This is a genomic window from Phenylobacterium sp. Root1290, assembly GCF_001425305.1.
Classification (GTDB): domain Bacteria; phylum Pseudomonadota; class Alphaproteobacteria; order Caulobacterales; family Caulobacteraceae; genus Phenylobacterium.
Map to the genome: position 1 here is coordinate 264,560 of NZ_LMEE01000001.1, position 16,214 is coordinate 280,773.

Below are 16,214 nucleotides of genomic sequence, written 5' to 3' on the forward strand. Positions count from 1 at the left end.
TGATGTCCCGACTCTACTTGATCCGCCATGGCAAGCCGGCCGCCGTCTGGGGCGAGGCCGACGAGGACCCCGGTCTGGACGCGGCGGGTCAGGCGCAGGCGGAGGCCGCCCGCGACTATCTGATGAGCCTGCCGGAGGCCGAGCGGCCCCGGCGGGTGGTCAGCTCGCCGCTGCGCCGCTGCCGCGAGACGGCTGCGCCGACGGCCGCCGCGCTGGGCGTGGAGCTCGAGATCGATCCCTTCGTCGGCGAGATCCCGACCCCCAAGGCCTTGAGCGCGGAAGAGCGGCCGGCGTGGCTGCGCAGCGTGTTCCAGGGCCGCTGGAAGGATGTAGAGGGCGATCTGGACTATGACGCCTGGCGCGGCGACGTCGTGAAGGCCCTTCGAGAAAAGGGCGGGGCGGCGGTGTTCTCGCATTATGTGGCGATCAATGCGGTGATCTCGCATCTGGATGGCGACGAGCGCGTTCTCGTCTTCCGCCCGGATCACGCCTCGATCTCGACCCTCGAAACTGATGGCGAGCGCTTGACCTTGGTGGAGCGGGGGCGCGAAGCCTCCACCCAAGTCCTTTAGGTCAGACGAGGAGCGGCCGTGGCTGCGCGCAGGATTCTCACGGTCGCGGAAATCGCCGCGGCCGATCGTGTGGCCATCGCGGCGGGCACGCCGGGTGTCGAGCTGATGGAGCGCGCGGGGGCGGCTGTGGCCGACGCGATCGCCGATCGCTTTTCGCAGAGGGCGGTCTGCGTACTGTGCGGGCCCGGAAACAATGGCGGCGACGGATACGTGGTCGCCCGTCTGCTGAAGGCGCGCGGCTGGCCGGTCGAGCTTCGGGCGCTGGCCGAGCCGCAGACGGCGGACGCCAAGGCCGCGGCCGCCTTGTGGGACGGCGGGACGGCGGATTGGGACGCGCCGCTGGACGCCCGCCTCTTCGTGGACGCGATGTTCGGCGCGGGCCTGGCCAGGCCGTTGAGCGGCGAGGCTGCAGCCATGGCGACGCGACTGGCCGCGCATCCCGAGAGCGTGGTGGCTGTCGATGTGCCGTCCGGCCTGCCGGGCGACACGGGCGAGCCGCAGGGGGCGGTGGTGGTCGCGGGGCTGACGGTGACCTTCCACGCCAAGAAGCCCGCCCACGTCCTGCAGCCGGGCCATGCGTTGTGCGGCGAGGTCGTAGTCGCCGACATCGGCCTGGCCGAAACGGGCGGGGAACTGATCGAGAATGGCCCCGAGGCCTGGCTGCCGCACTTTCCGTGGCCGACACCGACGTCACACAAGCATGCGCGCGGTCGGCTTGTGGTGGTGTCGGGTGAAGCGTGGAACACCGGCGCGGCGCGGCTCTCCGCCCGCGCAGGCCTGAGAATGGGGGCAGGGCTCGTGACGCTGCTGTCGCCGAGCGAGGCGCTGTCGGTGAACGCCGCCCACCTTGAAGCGGTGATGCTGAAGGGCTTCGACACCGAGGCCGAGTTGGAGCAGGCCGCAGCGGACGTCGACGCCGCGATCATCGGTCCGGCAGCCGGCGTGACCGAGAATACGCTGGTCAATGTCCTGGCGCTGGCGCGCACGGGCGCTGCGCTGGTCATCGACGCCGATGCGATCACGGTTTTCCGCGACGATCCCGAGGAACTGTTCTCGGTGCTGGATGTCGATGACGTGCTGACCCCTCATCCTGGTGAGTTCGACCGTCTGTTCCCAGGGCTTTTGAAAGAAGCGCCCGACCGGATCGCCGCTGCGCGACGTGCGGCCCAGCAGGCCGATGCGATCGTGCTGCTGAAGGGCGCTGACACCGTGATCGCCGCCCCGGACGGCCGCGCCTGCGTCAACACCAACGGCTCCCCCTGGCTGGCGACGGCGGGATCGGGCGACGTGTTGGCGGGCTTTATCGGCTCGCTGATCGCGCAAGGCATGGAGAGCTTCGAGGCTGCGTGCGCGGCCGCCTGGATCCATGCGGAGATCGCCGAACTGCACGGCCCTGGCCTGATCGCCGAGGACTTGCCTGGTCTGGCGCCAGCGGTGCTGCGGCGCCTCTACGAGGGCCGTCTGGGCTAATCCTGCGAACATTCAATGTCGGGATGCTTCTGGTGCTGTCGTTGATCCCGCTCGCCATGGAGCTGATCGGCGATTAACCGATGCTCCTTCGCGTCTGTGTATCCGACCCTGCGAAAGGAGAATTCTATAAACATCTGATTTTGCAGAGAACTTGGGTTCGCATCGAGGAGGGCTCAAGCCCTTAGATGCAAATGATTTGCAACCGCATATGACTCCGAGTAGAGCCAGCGCAACTTTCTCGGGGATTGTGCAATGCAACAGTTTGGACGTTTCAACCGCGCCATAGTCGGCGCGGGAGTGTTGGCTGCGAGCCTGGCGGCGGGCGAGGCGCGCGCCGAGGCCGATGAGGCCGCGCACACCGTGTCCGAACTGGTCCTCGTCGGCGCCAAGGACACTGCGGCCGGCGCCAAGGCCGCCACGCCGATCAAGGAAATCCCGCAGACGGTGACCGTTGTCGGCCGTGAGCGGATCGAGGAACAGAACCTCTTCACCCTGGAAGACCTGATGGCCCAGGCCCCAGGCATCACCACCACCGGCATTTCGCCCGAGAGTCCGTCCTTCCTGTCGCGCGGCTTCTCGATCGACGCCTATCTGATCGATGGCGTGGCGGGGATCGGCTATCCGGGTTCGACGCCGGACTTGGCGATCTACGAGCGGGTCGAAGTCCTGCGCGGCGCGGCCAGCCTCTACAGCGGCACCGCCAGCCCGGCCGGCAGCATAAATCTGGTGCGCAAACGGCCGACGGCGGAGTTCCAGGCCTCAGGCGCTGCCCTGGTCGGCTCGTGGAGCAACTACCGGATCGAGGGCGACGTCTCCGGCCCGCTGGCCCAGGAGGGCCGGCTGCGCGGGCGCCTGGTGGCGTCCTACCAGGACCAGGACATGTTCTACGACGTGGCGCACAAGAGCCGCGCCATTCTTTACGGCGCCCTGGCCTATGACCTGACGCCGCGGACCACGCTGACGCTCGGCGCGCACTATCAGGACTTCCAGCCCGCTAACCAGACCGGCCTGCCGGGCTACACCACTGGCGGCCTGCTCAAGGTCCGGCGCTCCACCTTCCTCGGCGCCGACTGGAACCGCTTCCAGACCAAGGACACCGTGGCGTTCGTCGAACTGGCTCACGACCTGGGCGACGACTGGCGCCTGCGGGCCACCGTTCAGACTGGTCAGCAGGACCGGATGGACAAGTACGCCTACGTTGGCAACGGCGCGGTCACGCCCACCAACGGCTGGACCAACCAGATTGCCTACTGGGGCGAGAACTTCACGCGCCGGAACAGCTTTGACGTGAACGTTGGCGGGCCTGTGAACCTGCTCGGCCGCAGCCATGACCTGCTGATCGGCGCCGACTATCAGACCTATACGAACAAGTACGTCGAATGGCGCCACAGCTCGTTCGCACGGATCGACGTGTTCAATCCGGTGACCAACGTCCCCGAGCCCGACTACAAGCCCAATGGCGGCGGGCAGCAGGACGTCGAGCAGTACGGCGTCTACGCAAACGCCCGCCTGCGCCCGTTCGACGGCACCGCGGTTGTGCTGGGCGGCCGCTTCAGCTGGTACGAGAATTCCAGCCGCTCGGGCGGCACGCGAGCGACCCCGACCAATCCGCCCCAGCCCTGGACCTTCGGCGCCTGGAGCACCTACGAGGTCGAGCACGAATTCACGCCCTACGTAGGGATTGTGCAGGACGTCAGCGAAAACTGGTCGATCTACGCCAGCTACGCCGACAGTTTCACGCCCCAGAGCTCACGCACCGTGGACGGCGAGTTCCTCGATCCGATCGTCGGCCGCCAGTACGAGGCCGGGGTGAAGGGCGAGGTTCTGGGCAACCGGCTGTTGCTGTCGGCCGCCATCTATCGGATCAATCAGGTCAATCGCGCCCAGGCCGACCCCGACCATGAGGGTTTCTTCATCGCCACGGGCGAGGTGGTCTCCAAGGGCCTGGAACTCGAGGCCACCGGCCGTATCAGCGACAACTGGAGCCTCAGCGCCGGCTACGCCTACAACAAGAACGAATATGAGAAGGACGCCGCCAACGGCGGCAAGCCCTTCACCCTTGTCAGCCCCGAGCACAGCGGCAAGCTGTATACGAACTACAGGTTCACGGACGGCATGTTGAAGGGCTTCGACGTCGGGGCCGCGGTGAGCGTCTATGGCGAGATGATCGGCGGCACGCCGCCCATCTCGGTCCGCCAGCCGGCCTACGCCGTGGCCAACGTCAATCTCGGCTATCGCGTGAACGACCAGATGACCCTGCGTCTCTCGGTCAACAACCTGTTCGACACGACCTACTATGCGCGGATCAGCGGCGTCGGCCGCGGCAACTACTACGGCGAGCCGCGCAGCGTCATGCTGTCGCTGCGCGCCGCTTACTAAGCAGACGGGCGGCCTCGCGGTCCCGGTGAACGCGAGGTTGTCAGCCCATGCCCGCCAGCATCCCGACGAATGTCGCGATCGAAAATCCGGCGAAGAGGCCTGAGAAAGCCAGCAGCAGTACGAACAGGACGGCGTGCTCCGTGCTGCGGCCGGTCGTCTCGCGCACGGTGCGTTGCTCTCTGATTGTTTCCATGATCCAGCTCCGGTGACACAGGCCTCAACACGAGCGGAGCCTTGGATGTTCCGGGTTGCTTCCGCCCCCCTAGTCACCTAAAGCCGCGACCGGAACGCGGGTGTGGCGGAACTGGTAGACGCACTGGATTTAGGTTCCAGCGCCGCAAGGCGTGGAGGTTCGAGTCCTCTCGCCCGCACCATCTCCCCGAGGCGGTCCGTCCGCATATCGCGCGGACGGCCCAGACTTCAGGAGCTGCCGGCTGCGGGCGCAGCGCGGCGTAAAGCTTGTCCGGGCTTTGGCCGCTGGGGGCGTTGGCTGTCTTTGCTCTTGGACTGGCGCGTGCGAAATGACATAAGAGCGCCCGCTCGCCGCCGCTTCATTCGGCGGCGACAACCTTTTCACCCCTAGGGCGGACCTGCCGGCGCGAGCCCGCGCCGCACTCCGGAATTCGAGAATGTCGATGCAGATCGTTGAAAAGTCTGGCGAAGGCCTGAGCCGCGTTTATGGCGTGACCGTCCCGGTTGCGGACCTCAACGAACGGCTCGAGGCGCGGATCGTCGAGATCACGCCGCAGCTCAACATCAAGGGCTTCCGCCCGGGCAAGGTGCCCGCGGCGCACGTCCGCCGCCTGCATGGCAAGGCCTTGATGGCCGAAGTGGTCGAGCAGACCATCTCGGAGACCACCCAGAAGGTGCTGGAAGACAACAAGCTGCGCCCCGCGGGCGAGCCGGACCTGAAGCCGGAAGGCGACATCGCCCAGGTGATCGACGGCAAGGCCGACCTCTCGTACGAAATCGCCGTCGAGATCATGCCGGACTTCGAGCCGACGGACCTGACCAAGATCGCCCTGACCCGGCCGGTCTATGAGCCCACCGAGACGGAAGTCGACGAGGCGCTGGACGAGCTGGCCAAGCAAAGCCGCACCTACGAGCCGCGGACCGGCAAGTCGCTGAAGTCCAAGGACGGCGACCAGCTGCTGATCGACTTCGTCGGCCGCATCGATGGTGAAGCCTTCCAAGGCGGCACCGCCGAAGATTCGGAGCTGGTGCTCGGTTCGGGCCAGTTCATCCCGGGCTTTGAAGAACAACTGGTCGGCGCCAAGCCGGGCGACGAAGTGATCGTGAAGGTGGCTTTCCCGGCCGACTACCAAGCCGCCAATCTGGCCGGCAAGGACGCCGAGTTCACCACCACGGTGAAGGAAGTTCGCGCGCCGGTCGACGGCAAGGCCGACGACGCTCTGGCCGAGCGTCTGGGCGTCGAAAACCTGGAGAAGCTCAAGGAGCTGCTGAAGCAGAACCTGGAGTCGCAGTATGCCGGCGCCTCGCGCTTCAAGCTGAAGCGCGCCCTGTTGGACGTGCTGGACGAAAAGCACGACTTCCCGCTGCCGCCGAAGATGGTGGAAGCCGAGTTCAATGCGATCTGGCAGCAGGTCCAGGCCGACAAGGAACGTGGCGGCCTGCCGCCGGAAGACGCCGAGAAGTCGGACGACCAGCTGCAGACCGAGTACCGCAAGATCGCCGAGCGCCGCGTGCGCCTGGGTCTGGTGCTGGCCGAGATCGGCCGCGTCAACAACGTCCAGGTCACCGAGCAGGAGCTGCTGGACGCGATGCGTCAGGAAGCCATGCGCTACGGCCCGCAAGCCCAGCAGATCTTCGACATGTTCCGCCAGAACGCGGGCATGCAGGCTCAGCTGCGCGCGCCGATCTTCGAGGACAAGGTCGTCGACCTGATCGTCGACAAGGCCACCGTGACGGACGAGAAGGTCTCCAAGGACGACCTCCTGAAGGAAGACGACATGCCGGAAGGCTACGGCGCCTAAACGCCGGTCTCCCTTTAAGGCGGACGCAGAAATCCCTCCCGGAAACGGGAGGGATTTTCTTTAGGACTATCGGTCACCTTGCGCTGGCCCCTCCGCCACGCGATATCGGTGGGGAACGCGGCTCTGCGCGCAGAGTCGATCCATTCAGAGAGGCTTCCTTTTATGCGTGACCCGCAGATCACCGCGCTGAACCTCGTTCCCATGGTGGTGGAGCAAACCAGCCGCGGCGAGCGCGCCTTCGACATCTTCTCGCGCCTGCTGAAGGAACGCGTGATCTTCCTCAACGGTCCGGTCGAGGACGGCATGTCGGCGCTGATCTGCGCCCAGCTGCTGTATCTCGAAGCCGAGAACCCGAAAAAAGAGATCCAGATGTACATCAACTCCCCTGGCGGAGTGGTGACGTCCGGTCTCGCGATCTACGACACCATGCAGTACATCCGCTCGCCGGTCGTGACCCTGTGCATGGGCATGGCCGCGTCGATGGGCTCGTTCCTGCTGATGGCCGGTGAGAAGGACCAGCGTATCGCGCTGCCCAACAGCCGCATCATGGTGCACCAGCCGTCGGGCGGTTACTCGGGCAAGGCCTCGGACATCGAGCGCCACGCCGAGGACATCATCAAGACCAAGCGTCGCCTGAACGAAATCTACGCCAAGCACACCGGCCGCACCTATGAAGAGGTCGAGGAAAAGCTCGACCGCGACACCTTCATGACCCCGGAAGAGGCCAAGGAGTGGGGCCTGGTCGACCACGTGATCGAGCGTCGCGCGGAAGACTAAGAACCCGTGCCGCGCCACGCGCTCGTCGTGGGCGGGACCGGCATGCTCTCAGGACTTGTGGAGGCGCTCGCCGGCGACGGCGGGCGCCTTTCGCTTTTGTCGCGCCATGCCTCGCAGCACCCGGGCGGGATTGACTGCGACTATCACGACGCGGCCGCGTTCAGCCGCGCCCTTGAGGTGGCGGTGGAGCGCAATGGGCCGATCGATCTGGCCATCGCCTGGTTTCACACCCTGAGGATCGCGGCGCCGCGTCTGCTGGCGGAGCAGGTGAGGGGACGGATGTTCCAGGTGTTGGGCAGCGCCACGGCCGATCCGGCCCATCCGCAAAGGCTCGCGACAGCGGCCGCCGTCGCGGAGGGTCTGCAAGGGTGCCAACTGCGTCAGGTGGTGCTGGGGTTCCAGGTTACGGGCGACGGGTCGCGCTGGCTGACCAATGAGGAAATATCCGGCGGCGTGCTCGATGCGGTGCGGACCGACCGGCCGCTGACGATCATAGGCCAGGTGGAGCCGTGGGCTGCCAGGCCGTAAGGCGGGCTTTGGTTGCCGCCAGCAGAGCCGCGCGTCCCGGCTCGGCCGTGACGTCGAACCGATCAAAGTCCTGTCCGGCGTCGTCGCGGATGTCGGCGAACAGGCCCTTCGGATCCTCGTGGAAGTGCAGGAAGGCCTTGGACTTCCGGTAGAAGACACCTCGCTTCTTCTCGACCATGCCGGGCAGGGCTCTAAGCTCGTCGAGCAGCGGCTCGAGGCGGTCGAGGGCTTGGTCGCCAGCGTGCTTCATGCGCTTTAGTCCTCGCGCGGATATTGCTCCGGCCTGGCGAGATAGTAGTCCGCCGCAGGAAGACCGACAGGGGCCTCGACCGCAGCATTGAAGACCCGGCCATCAAAGCCGCCGCGTTCGTGGCGTTTGGCGACGCGCCTGTCTTCGACGTCCTCCATCGACAGACCATGAGCCTTCGCCATGGCGTGGATGACCTCAAGGACGTCGGCCAGCTCTCCTGTCAGCTCTGCCGGCGACGTGGCCTCCCTGGCTTCGTGAGCCTCTTCGATCAACTTGTCCCGCAGCGCGTCGGCAAATTCGGAGGCGTTCAGCTGCCGCTCGAAGACGGCGAGCCCGTCGGCGCGCATCATCGCCGGCAGGCGGTCGCGGATCAGCTTCTGGACACGGAACCGCATCGCCTAAGGAACGTCGTCGTCGCCGACGATCCCGCCCTCGTCCTCCCAAGCGCCAATGGCCTGGGCTTGCTTGCGGCTGAACTTGAGGCGAACGCCGGCGCCGAAGCCGTCGCCATCGTCGATGAACAGAACGCCGAGGGTGTCGAGGGCGTGCAGGACGTGCTCGACCTCAGCTGTGACGTCCAGCGGCCCGTGGCCGCTCGCTTCCAGTTGGCGCAGGGTGTCCAGGTCGAGGCCGGAACGCGTGGCCAGCTTGGCCTGGCTGACGCCGGTCAGGGCGCGTGCGGCGGCGATCTGAGCGCCGGAGACGACGTGGGTCATAGGGCCCTCCTGGGGCGGCGGATTCAGGGCTTCTCCTGGAAGACCCGGTAGCCGGGTTCGTCTGCGATCGCGAGCATCTCACGATCTCCGCTGGTATCGCCATAGGCCGCGCGCAACCGCACGTCGGGCCCGAAGGCCTGCTGCAGGCGGCGCACCTTTTCCGGGCCGCGGCAGTTGGGGCCATCGAAGGCACCTGTGACGCGGTCGCGGGAGTCGAAGACCAATTCCGTTCCGATCAGCATGTCCGCGCCCAGCCCGCGAGCAAAGGGGGCGACCACGATCTCGGGAGAAGCCGTGACGATCACCAGCTTGGCGCGGCGCTGGCCCCACCGGCGCCAGGTGCGCAACGCATCCGGCCGCAGCATTCGCGGAGCCATAAGCTCGGCGAACGCTCTGGCGTCGGCTTCCAGACGCTCGCGTGAGACGCCGGCAAGGAACTCGCGTGTGGCGGCGGCCTTGATGCGACCGCGATTGCGGTGCGCCAGATATGACGCGGCGGCCGGCAGCAGTTTGGCGAGGCCGACATTGTAACGCGTTGGCCCGGCCCGCCACTTCAGGAAGGCTGTGTAGCTGTCGTGGGTGGTCAAGGTGCCGTCAAAGTCGAAGGCGACCACGCCCGCGTCTTCAATCTGCTCGTCCAAGGATTCCACCTGCGCGCCGCCGATGCGCCGCAGTTGTCGCTTAGCCATCTATCCCCCAACACGCTGCGCGCTCGCGCGTGTCAACTCAAGGAAAGGCGCCTGGCGCCGAGCCTGCCGTCATGGGAGGGGCTTTTGCGCGTCAGGGCGTCTCACTTGCGCCATTTAATCACAATCCCATCTAGGGATTCGGACATGCCCGCCATCGGGCGCCCCGCCGCCAATTGTCACTGAAGTATGTCAGAGGCTTGTGATCGTGGCTCGGATCGGGGAATGTCAAGGATTAGACAACCCCGGGCACGTATCCTGCACTGATGGCGTCAGGGACGCCTCCGGGCCGATGACGGCGAAGACTCCGGTCAGCGTTGTCGAGAGAGTGAGAAAAGAGCATGACCAAGGCCGCGAGCGGAGACTCCAAGAGCACGCTGTATTGCTCTTTCTGCGGCAAGAGCCAGCATGAGGTCCGCAAGCTTATCGCGGGCCCGACCGTGTTCATCTGTGATGAATGCGTCGAGCTGTGCATGGATATCATCCGCGAAGAGCACAAGATTTCCTTCGTGAAGTCGAAGGACGGCGTTCCGACTCCGAAGGAAATCCGCGAAGTCCTCGACGATTACGTGATCGGCCAGGACCACGCCAAGAAGGTGCTCTCGGTTGCCGTCCACAACCACTACAAGCGCCTGAACCACGCGACGAAGAACAACGACGTCGAACTGGGCAAGGCCAACATCCTGCTCATCGGTCCGACCGGTACCGGCAAGACCCTGCTGGCCCAGACCCTGGCTCGAATCATCGATGTTCCGTTCACGGTGGCCGACGCGACGACCCTGACCGAAGCCGGCTATGTCGGTGAGGATGTCGAGAACATCATCCTGAAGCTGCTCCAGGCCGCCGACTACAACGTCGAGCGCGCCCAGCGCGGCATCGTCTACATCGACGAAGTCGATAAGATCAGCCGCAAGTCGGACAACCCTTCGATCACCCGCGACGTGTCGGGCGAGGGCGTCCAGCAGGCGCTGCTCAAGATCATGGAAGGCACGGTCGCGTCCGTGCCGCCCCAGGGCGGCCGCAAGCATCCCCAGCAGGAATTCCTGCAGGTCGATACGACCAACATCCTGTTCATCTGCGGCGGCGCCTTCGCCGGCCTGGAAAAGATCATCTCGGCCCGCGGCCAAGGCACCTCGATCGGCTTCGGCGCCAAGGTGTCGGACCCGGACGACCGCCGCACCGGCCAGATCTTCCGTCAGGTCGAACCGGACGACCTGCTGCGCTTCGGCCTGATCCCCGAGTTCATCGGCCGTCTGCCGGTGATCGCCACCCTGGACGACCTCGACGAGGCCGCCCTGGTGAAGATCCTCACCGAGCCGAAGAACGCCTTCGTGAAGCAGTACCAGCGCCTGTTCGACATGGAGAACGTCGGCCTGACCTTCACCGACGATGCGCTGACGGCCGTTGCCCGCAAGGCTATTCAGCGCAAGACCGGCGCGCGGGGCCTGCGCTCGATCCTGGAAGGCATCCTGCTCGACACCATGTACGAGCTGCCGACCTATGACGGCGTCGAGGAAGTCGTGGTCAACGCCGAGGTGGTCGAGGGCCGCGCTCAGCCGCTGGTCATCTACGCCGAGCGCCGCGACAAGGGCGGCGCCGCCTAGGACCTAGGTGAGCGACGAATGATCAGGGGCCCCGCGGACATGCGCCGCGGGGCCCTTTTCGTTTGGAGGCGGCCATGACCCATGGCGTGCTCTCACCGTGCGATCGCGGCGTGGTCGAAACCACCGCGCCTTGCGCTGAGCCGGCCGACGGCAGGCTTGTGCTGGCGGGCACGGTCCTGGGCTCCAGCCTGGCCTTCATCGACGGCTCTGCGGTCAATCTGACGCTGCCCGTCATCCAGCAGCAACTCGGCGGCGACGCCGCCGGAGCACAGTGGATCATGAACGCCTACGCCTTGATGCTGGGCGCGCTGGTGCTGGCGGGCGGCGCAGCGGCGGACCGATATGGCCGGCGGCGCGTGTTCGTGGTCGGCGTCGTGCTGTTCTCGGCGGCCTCTGCGCTCTGTGGAGCCGCGCCCAGTCTCGAGCTGCTGATCATCGCCCGCGCTGTCCAGGGGATCGGCGCGGCGCTGCTGGTGCCGGCCAGCCTCGCCCTGTTGGGCGCCTCTTTCGACGAGAAGGGCAGGGGGCGAGCGGTCGGCGTCTGGGCCGGGGCCAGCGGCCTGATGAGCGCGATCGGCCCCGTGCTGGGCGGTTGGCTGACGGACGCCGTGTCATGGCGCGCGGTGTTCCTGATCAATCTCCCCCTCGCGGCGCTGGCGGTCTGGCTCATCCTGGCCGGAGCGCGGGAGAGCCGAGTTCCGGCGGCGGGATCGGTCGATTGGGCCGGAGCGATCTGCGCGACGCTGGGACTAACAGCCTTCACCTGGAGCCTCACCCAGGCCTCAAGCGTGGGAATGTCGGCGGGGGTCTGGGCGCTGGGCGTGGCAGGTCTGTTGCTGGTCGGGGCCTTCCTATGGGTAGAGCGTCACGCGGAGAGCCCGATGGTCCCGCTGGGCCTCTTCAAAAGCCGCGCCTTCTCAGGCGCCAACGGACTGACGCTGCTGCTCTACGCGGCGTTTGGCGGGGCGCTCTTCCTGCTGCCGTTCCAGCTGATCCGCGTGCACCACTATCCAGCCACGGCCGCAGGCGCGGCGCTGCTGCCGCTGTCGATCGGCCTGGCGGTGCTGTCGCCGCTTTCGGGGGCGCTGTCCGCGCGGATAGGCGTTCGGGCCATGCTGACCATTGGCCCGTTGCTCGCGGCCGCGGGCTTTGCGGGTTTGGCTTGGAGCGCTCACGACGGGGCCTATTGGACCGGTGTGTTCCCAGGGCTGACTCTGCTGGCCCTGGGGATGGGCGTCGCCGTGGCGCCGCTCACGGACGCGGTTCTGGGCGCCGTCCCCAGCGCCTATGAGGGAGCAGCTTCAGGCGTGAACAACGCCACGGCCAGGATCGGAGGCCTGCTTGCGGTGGCCCTGGCGGGGTTCGTCCTTGCGCCCAGCGCGGCGGGAGCAGAGGCCATGACGCTGGGGTATCAAGGCGCGATGCTGGCGGCGGCGTTTGCGGCCGCAGCGGCGGGCCTCATCGGCGCGCTGGCCATGGGATCCGCGCCTAAGCCCTAGCCTACTTCTTGGCCGAGGCGGCGCGAGGCTTGAGACGGTCCATCCAATCCAGCGTAGCTAGCCAGTAGGTGTTGGTCCGAGGGATGAAGCCGTCGCGCTTTCGGGCCTCGACCCAGCCATTGAGCGTGTTGAGCAGATCCGCATCGCCCTTGCGGACGGCGAAGGCGTCGGCTGTCCGGGCGAGCGGCTCGCCTTCAACGACGGCGTACTTTTCTGGCGCCTTCACCGCCACGAGGCGCGGGATCGGCGCCTTGTGAGCCAGGCCGGCGATGGCGCCGCCGTCCAGGGCCCGCTCAGCGGCGAGCAGATCGGGGAAGACCTCGATCGTGGCGGCGGGCAGCTTCGACTTCGCGAGCAGTACGGCCGGGGCGCCCGCTACCGCGCCGACGACGACGCCGGCCTTGTCGAGGTCGGCCGTATGCACGGGGCCTTTGCGCGCGGCGACGATGGTCACCTCGCTCTCGCTATACGGCGTCGTGAACCAGGCTTGCCGCAGACGGTCAGGCTCGATGGCCAGCGAGGCGGCGATCAAGTCGCAATCGCCCTTATTCAGGCGCTCCATCATGTCGGCGTACGAGACCGAGACGAACTCAGGGGAGAGACCGAAGTCGGTGGCCAGGCGCTGGCCTATGTCGATCTCGTGCCCGATCCAGCGTCCGGTGGGTGTCTTGATGGCGTAGGGAGCGCCCTCGACGACGCAGATCCGCAGTGAGCCCCGCTTCGTCGCGTCATCCAGTGTATCGGCCGCCGCTGGAGCAGCGATCATCAACCCAAGGATTACGCCAGTCACCAAGCTGCGTCGCATTTTGGATCCGCCCTCCTAGCTCAAGCTCTGGATGAGAATTCCATTGTCGCTCGATGACAAGGGCTATTCTCAACGGAAGGTTGTTGGCGTTAGGGTGACGCTGGACAGTCACCGGAGGTCGTTGATGCGTGTCGGCTTGATGATCACAGCGTCGGTGCTCGGACTTTGGTCCGCGCCCGTGACGCCCGCGTATGCCGACTCCTTCATCGATTGCTCGTCATCCGGCTATGGCCGCAACTACTGCCCGGTGAATTCGGGCGGGCGCGTTTGGCTGGACTACCAGTACAGCAACAACAGCGGCCAGTGCATCGAGAACCAGACCTGGGGCTGGGACGGCCGCGGCGTGTGGGTCGATCGTGGATGCCGAGGGCGCTTCCGGGTCGAGGACCGCTATGGCGGCGGCAATGGCGGCAAGAAGGACAAGGACAACACCGCGGCGGTCGTCGGCGGCTTGCTGCTGGGGGGGCTGCTGCTTGGAGCCCTGGCGGCAAATTCCAAGGACAACAACAGCGGCGGGACCTCCGGCGACTCGCGCCAGGCGGTCGACAGCTGCTCGAACGAGGCGATGAACCAGGCGTCACGCTACGGGACCCGGGTGAGGATCGACCGGATCACCTCTGCCCAGCCGCAGGGCCGGGGCTATTCGGTGCAGGGCTATGTCGCCGCGGACGTCGGGCCGCGCAGCGTCACCTACAGCTTCAATTGCGACTACGACGGCCGGTACGCCAATGTGGAGTTGAACTGATGCGCGGGCGTATCGCCATGGCGCTGGGCGCCATGCTGATGCTGCAGGCGGGTTGTGATCGCAAGCCGGCGGCTCCGCCAAGCGAGCCCGCGGCCGCACCTGCCGCTGAGCCAGCGCCAGTGGTCGTACCCGCGACGGCGCCCGAAGGCGAATTCGACGCGATCAGCAACACAGCGCTCGGGGTGACCGGGGGCATGACGGCCGCGGCCGGTGAGCTGACCTTCGCCCAAGGGCAGGCGTACAGCGTCGGCGGGGAGGGGCGGCTCAAAGGGGCGGCGCCCTATGCCTCGACGAAGGCCACCTTCGCCAGCTTGATCAACGTCGCCGACACCGCTGAGCTTCAGGTGCTGAAGGTGACGCGGGAGGATCCGGGCAAGGCGCGCAACGGCGGGTTCTGCGGCAAAGGCGTGGCCACGACCTATCTGGTGACGCACGAAGGCGTCGATGTCGGCGGATCCCCGGCGCTGTTCGTGATCGCCTTCAAGAGCGTCGCGCCGCCGAGCGAAGCCACCGCGGAAGCCGATCTCTGCGGCGCCTTCATGTACGGCCCCAAGGCCGGTTGACGCGCGACGATATGTCGAGGACGCGGGCGGCTTGAGCAGCTAACAGGACGCCTGCTGTTCTGTTGGAAGGCCACTATGCGTAGCGTCACTCTCACCACGTCACTTGCGATCGCCCTGTCGATGGGCGCCGCCGCCCACGCGACCGAGGCGGTGGACCTGCTGATCCTCGACGCCACGGTCATCGACGTGGCCACTGGCAAGCTGGACAAGGGCGCGGCCGTAGCAGTCAAGGGCGACACGATCGTCGCTGTCCAGCCCACCGCCAAGGCCAAAGCCGCGTTCACCGCCACGCGGACAGTCGACGCAAAAGGCAAGTTCGTGATGCCCGGGCTCTGGGACAATCACGTCCACTTTGGCGGCGGACCTGAGTTGATCGATGAGAACAAGGCTTTGCTGCCGCTCTACGTGGCGCACGGCGTCACCACCGTCCGAGACGCTTCAGGCGACTTGCCCGAACATGTGCTGGCCTGGAGAGGGGAGGTCGCTTCGGGCGCCCTGATGGGGCCGACGATCTTCTCGTCCGGTCCGAAGATCGAAGGGCTGAAGCCGATCTGGAAGGGGACGCTGGAAGTCGGATCGGAGGCCGAGGCCGACGCCGCGCTGGACAAGCTCCAGGGGCTGAAGGTCGATTTCGTCAAGATCACCGAAAACACCCTGACGCCGCAGCTCTTCGTCTACACCGTGAAGCGGGCCAAGGCGCGGGGGCTGATCACCTCGGCCCACATTCCGGCGGCGATCACCGTGGACACCGCCAGTGAGGCGGGGCTGAGCTCGATCGAGCACATGGGCTATGCGCTGCGCCTGGGTTCGCCGCAGGAGGCGCAGATCGCGGCCGAGGTGGCGGACGGAAAGATCACCGGCGCGCAGGCGACGGCGCAAACGCTGGCCTCCTTCGACGAGGCGACCGCCATGGCCGGCTTCCGACGGCTGGCCGCGCGCGGGACCTATGTCTCGCCGACCTTGAACGGCAGCCGTGCGACCGCCTATCTCGACCAGGACGACCACAAGAACGATCCGTACCTCGCCTATATCGGGAAGGGCCTGCAGGCGACCTACGCCTGGCGAGTGGAGCGGGCGGCCAAGGACGATGCGGCGGCGATCGTGCGTCGCCATGCCGTGTATGAGAAGAACGCCTCGCTAGTTCCCATGCTGCAGAACGCCGGGGTCTCGATCCTGGCGGGGACCGATGCGGGCTTCCTCAACTCGTTCAACTATCCGGGGATCGGGCTGCATGATGAACTGCAGATCTATGTGGATGCAGGCTTGTCGCCGCTGCACGCGCTGCAGGCCTCGGTGATCAATGGGCCGCGTTTCCTGGGCCATGGGGACCGCTATGGCGCCTTGGCCGCTGGGAAGGCGGCCGACATCCTCATACTGGACCGCAACCCTCTGAGCGATATCGCCGCAACGCGATCAATCGGCGGCGTGGTGCTGAAGGGCCAATATTTCGACCGCCAGGCCTTGGATGAAATGCTGAAAAGCGTCGCAAAGTCCGCCGAGCGGTCTGGTGGCGCTTGAGTATCGATCATCACCTTTCCTAGATGGATCGGTGCGCACAATTGCGGCTGCGCTTGAATGATGGGCGGAAGCGTCCACATAAATGAACCAAGAAGCCGCCTTCAAAGG

The 16,214-nt window shown here is 66.4% G+C and carries 17 protein-coding genes and 1 tRNA gene; 12 read left to right on the plus strand and 6 right to left on the minus strand.

The genetic code is table 11. The features are described 5' to 3' along the window. Nucleotides 1-2 precede the first annotated feature (2 nt). The 3 genes from ASC79_RS01270 (at nt 3) to ASC79_RS01280 (ending at nt 4,421) form a co-directional block, all read left to right on the plus strand. Nucleotides 3-572 carry a histidine phosphatase family protein gene (locus ASC79_RS01270; RefSeq protein WP_056018526.1) on the plus strand — a complete coding sequence of 190 codons (570 nt, stop codon included), beginning with the start codon at nt 3-5 and terminating at the stop codon, nt 570-572. Between the two features lie 18 nt (nt 573-590). Next, nucleotides 591-2,042: a bifunctional ADP-dependent NAD(P)H-hydrate dehydratase/NAD(P)H-hydrate epimerase gene (locus ASC79_RS01275; RefSeq protein ID WP_056018529.1), complete on the plus strand. Its 1,452-nt coding sequence runs from the start codon at nt 591-593 to the stop codon at nt 2,040-2,042. Nucleotides 2,043-2,294: 252 nt separating this feature from the next. Next, complete coding sequence (locus ASC79_RS01280) at nt 2,295-4,421, plus strand: TonB-dependent siderophore receptor (RefSeq protein WP_082531885.1); 2,127 nt, start codon at nt 2,295-2,297, stop codon at nt 4,419-4,421. A gap of 40 nt (nt 4,422-4,461) precedes the next feature. Here ASC79_RS01280 and ASC79_RS20965 read toward each other — a convergent pair whose 3' ends face one another. Then, nucleotides 4,462-4,614, minus strand: coding sequence for a hypothetical protein (locus tag ASC79_RS20965; protein ID WP_156378299.1), 153 nt, complete (start codon nt 4,612-4,614; stop codon nt 4,462-4,464). Between the two features lie 96 nt (nt 4,615-4,710). On the opposite strand from ASC79_RS20965, the gene ASC79_RS01285 reads away from it, so the two are divergent. From ASC79_RS01285 to ASC79_RS01300, 4 genes are all read left to right on the plus strand, one after another. Beyond that, nucleotides 4,711-4,795, plus strand: a tRNA-Leu gene (locus tag ASC79_RS01285). A gap of 261 nt (nt 4,796-5,056) precedes the next feature. Further along, nucleotides 5,057-6,415, plus strand: coding sequence for a trigger factor (tig, locus tag ASC79_RS01290; protein ID WP_268795194.1), 1,359 nt, complete (start codon nt 5,057-5,059; stop codon nt 6,413-6,415). Between the two features lie 162 nt (nt 6,416-6,577). Further along, nucleotides 6,578-7,192 carry an ATP-dependent Clp protease proteolytic subunit gene (locus ASC79_RS01295; protein ID WP_056018538.1) on the plus strand — a complete coding sequence of 205 codons (615 nt, stop codon included), beginning with the start codon at nt 6,578-6,580 and terminating at the stop codon, nt 7,190-7,192. A gap of 6 nt (nt 7,193-7,198) precedes the next feature. After that, the gene (locus ASC79_RS01300) at nt 7,199-7,720 is read left to right on the plus strand and encodes a hypothetical protein (RefSeq protein ID WP_056018541.1); all 522 of its coding nucleotides are present in this window, start codon (nt 7,199-7,201) and stop codon (nt 7,718-7,720) included. Here the strand turns inward: ASC79_RS01300 and ASC79_RS01305 are convergent. From ASC79_RS01305 to ASC79_RS01320, 4 genes are read right to left on the minus strand one after another with little or no spacing between them, the layout of a single operon-like run. Then, the gene (locus tag ASC79_RS01305; RefSeq protein WP_056018544.1) at nt 7,683-7,970 is read right to left on the minus strand and encodes a hypothetical protein; all 288 of its coding nucleotides are present in this window, start codon (nt 7,968-7,970) and stop codon (nt 7,683-7,685) included. The genes ASC79_RS01300 and ASC79_RS01305 overlap by 38 nt on opposite strands. A gap of 5 nt (nt 7,971-7,975) precedes the next feature. Beyond that, entirely contained in the window at nt 7,976-8,320 is a 345-nt protein-coding gene (locus tag ASC79_RS01310) for a nucleoside triphosphate pyrophosphohydrolase (RefSeq protein WP_162244244.1), read from the minus strand. Nucleotides 8,321-8,368: 48 nt separating this feature from the next. Then, the gene (locus tag ASC79_RS01315; protein WP_056018550.1) at nt 8,369-8,686 is read right to left on the minus strand and encodes a helix-turn-helix domain-containing protein; all 318 of its coding nucleotides are present in this window, start codon (nt 8,684-8,686) and stop codon (nt 8,369-8,371) included. Between the two features lie 23 nt (nt 8,687-8,709). Then, the gene (locus ASC79_RS01320) at nt 8,710-9,375 is read right to left on the minus strand and encodes an HAD-IB family hydrolase (protein ID WP_056018552.1); all 666 of its coding nucleotides are present in this window, start codon (nt 9,373-9,375) and stop codon (nt 8,710-8,712) included. A 338-nt stretch (nt 9,376-9,713) separates the two neighbouring features. On the opposite strand from ASC79_RS01320, the gene clpX reads away from it, so the two are divergent. Then, a complete protein-coding gene (gene clpX, locus ASC79_RS01325; RefSeq protein ID WP_056018555.1) occupies nt 9,714-10,976 on the plus strand; it encodes an ATP-dependent Clp protease ATP-binding subunit ClpX in 1,263 nt (420 codons plus the stop codon). 74 nt (nt 10,977-11,050) lie between these two features. Then, nucleotides 11,051-12,475 carry a DHA2 family efflux MFS transporter permease subunit gene (locus ASC79_RS01330; protein WP_056018558.1) on the plus strand — a complete coding sequence of 475 codons (1,425 nt, stop codon included), beginning with the start codon at nt 11,051-11,053 and terminating at the stop codon, nt 12,473-12,475. A 1-nt stretch (nt 12,476) separates the two neighbouring features. Here ASC79_RS01330 and ASC79_RS01335 read toward each other — a convergent pair whose 3' ends face one another. Then, entirely contained in the window at nt 12,477-13,241 is a 765-nt protein-coding gene (locus ASC79_RS01335; protein WP_056018562.1) for an ABC transporter substrate-binding protein, read from the minus strand. 163 nt (nt 13,242-13,404) lie between these two features. Between ASC79_RS01335 and ASC79_RS01340 the strand changes: the two genes are divergently transcribed. The 3 genes from ASC79_RS01340 to ASC79_RS01350 all read left to right on the plus strand — a co-directional run bounded on the left by ASC79_RS01340 (nt 13,405) and on the right by ASC79_RS01350 (nt 16,106). Further along, the gene (locus tag ASC79_RS01340) at nt 13,405-14,025 is read left to right on the plus strand and encodes a DUF3011 domain-containing protein (RefSeq protein ID WP_056018566.1); all 621 of its coding nucleotides are present in this window, start codon (nt 13,405-13,407) and stop codon (nt 14,023-14,025) included. Next, nucleotides 14,025-14,588 carry a hypothetical protein gene (locus ASC79_RS01345; protein WP_056018569.1) on the plus strand — a complete coding sequence of 188 codons (564 nt, stop codon included), beginning with the start codon at nt 14,025-14,027 and terminating at the stop codon, nt 14,586-14,588. The genes ASC79_RS01340 and ASC79_RS01345 overlap by 1 nt, the downstream gene beginning before the upstream one ends. 75 nt (nt 14,589-14,663) lie before the next feature. Further along, nucleotides 14,664-16,106 carry an amidohydrolase family protein gene (locus tag ASC79_RS01350; protein WP_056018572.1) on the plus strand — a complete coding sequence of 481 codons (1,443 nt, stop codon included), beginning with the start codon at nt 14,664-14,666 and terminating at the stop codon, nt 16,104-16,106. The last annotated feature ends 108 nt before the right edge of the window (nt 16,107-16,214 follow it).

What these genes read in the sequence shown, in the direction of transcription:
- ASC79_RS01270 (WP_056018526.1), top strand. Translation starts at nt 3, where the DNA reads ATGTCCCGACTCTACTTGATCCGCCATGGCAAGCCGGCCGCCGTCTGG.
- ASC79_RS01280 (WP_082531885.1), top strand. Translation starts at nt 2,295, where the DNA reads ATGCAACAGTTTGGACGTTTCAACCGCGCCATAGTCGGCGCGGGAGTG.
- ASC79_RS20965 (WP_156378299.1), bottom strand. Translation starts at nt 4,614, where the DNA reads ATGGAAACAATCAGAGAGCAACGCACCGTGCGCGAGACGACCGGCCGC.
- tig (WP_268795194.1), top strand. Translation starts at nt 5,057, where the DNA reads ATGCAGATCGTTGAAAAGTCTGGCGAAGGCCTGAGCCGCGTTTATGGC.
- ASC79_RS01295 (WP_056018538.1), top strand. Translation starts at nt 6,578, where the DNA reads ATGCGTGACCCGCAGATCACCGCGCTGAACCTCGTTCCCATGGTGGTG.
- ASC79_RS01305 (WP_056018544.1), bottom strand. Translation starts at nt 7,970, where the DNA reads ATGAAGCACGCTGGCGACCAAGCCCTCGACCGCCTCGAGCCGCTGCTC.
- ASC79_RS01310 (WP_162244244.1), bottom strand. Translation starts at nt 8,320, where the DNA reads ATGATGCGCGCCGACGGGCTCGCCGTCTTCGAGCGGCAGCTGAACGCC.
- ASC79_RS01315 (WP_056018550.1), bottom strand. Translation starts at nt 8,686, where the DNA reads ATGACCCACGTCGTCTCCGGCGCTCAGATCGCCGCCGCACGCGCCCTG.
- ASC79_RS01320 (WP_056018552.1), bottom strand. Translation starts at nt 9,375, where the DNA reads ATGGCTAAGCGACAACTGCGGCGCATCGGCGGCGCGCAGGTGGAATCC.
- clpX (WP_056018555.1), top strand. Translation starts at nt 9,714, where the DNA reads ATGACCAAGGCCGCGAGCGGAGACTCCAAGAGCACGCTGTATTGCTCT.
- ASC79_RS01330 (WP_056018558.1), top strand. Translation starts at nt 11,051, where the DNA reads ATGACCCATGGCGTGCTCTCACCGTGCGATCGCGGCGTGGTCGAAACC.
- ASC79_RS01335 (WP_056018562.1), bottom strand. Translation starts at nt 13,241, where the DNA reads ATGATCGCTGCTCCAGCGGCGGCCGATACACTGGATGACGCGACGAAG.
- ASC79_RS01340 (WP_056018566.1), top strand. Translation starts at nt 13,405, where the DNA reads ATGCGTGTCGGCTTGATGATCACAGCGTCGGTGCTCGGACTTTGGTCC.
- ASC79_RS01345 (WP_056018569.1), top strand. Translation starts at nt 14,025, where the DNA reads ATGCGCGGGCGTATCGCCATGGCGCTGGGCGCCATGCTGATGCTGCAG.
- ASC79_RS01350 (WP_056018572.1), top strand. Translation starts at nt 14,664, where the DNA reads ATGCGTAGCGTCACTCTCACCACGTCACTTGCGATCGCCCTGTCGATG.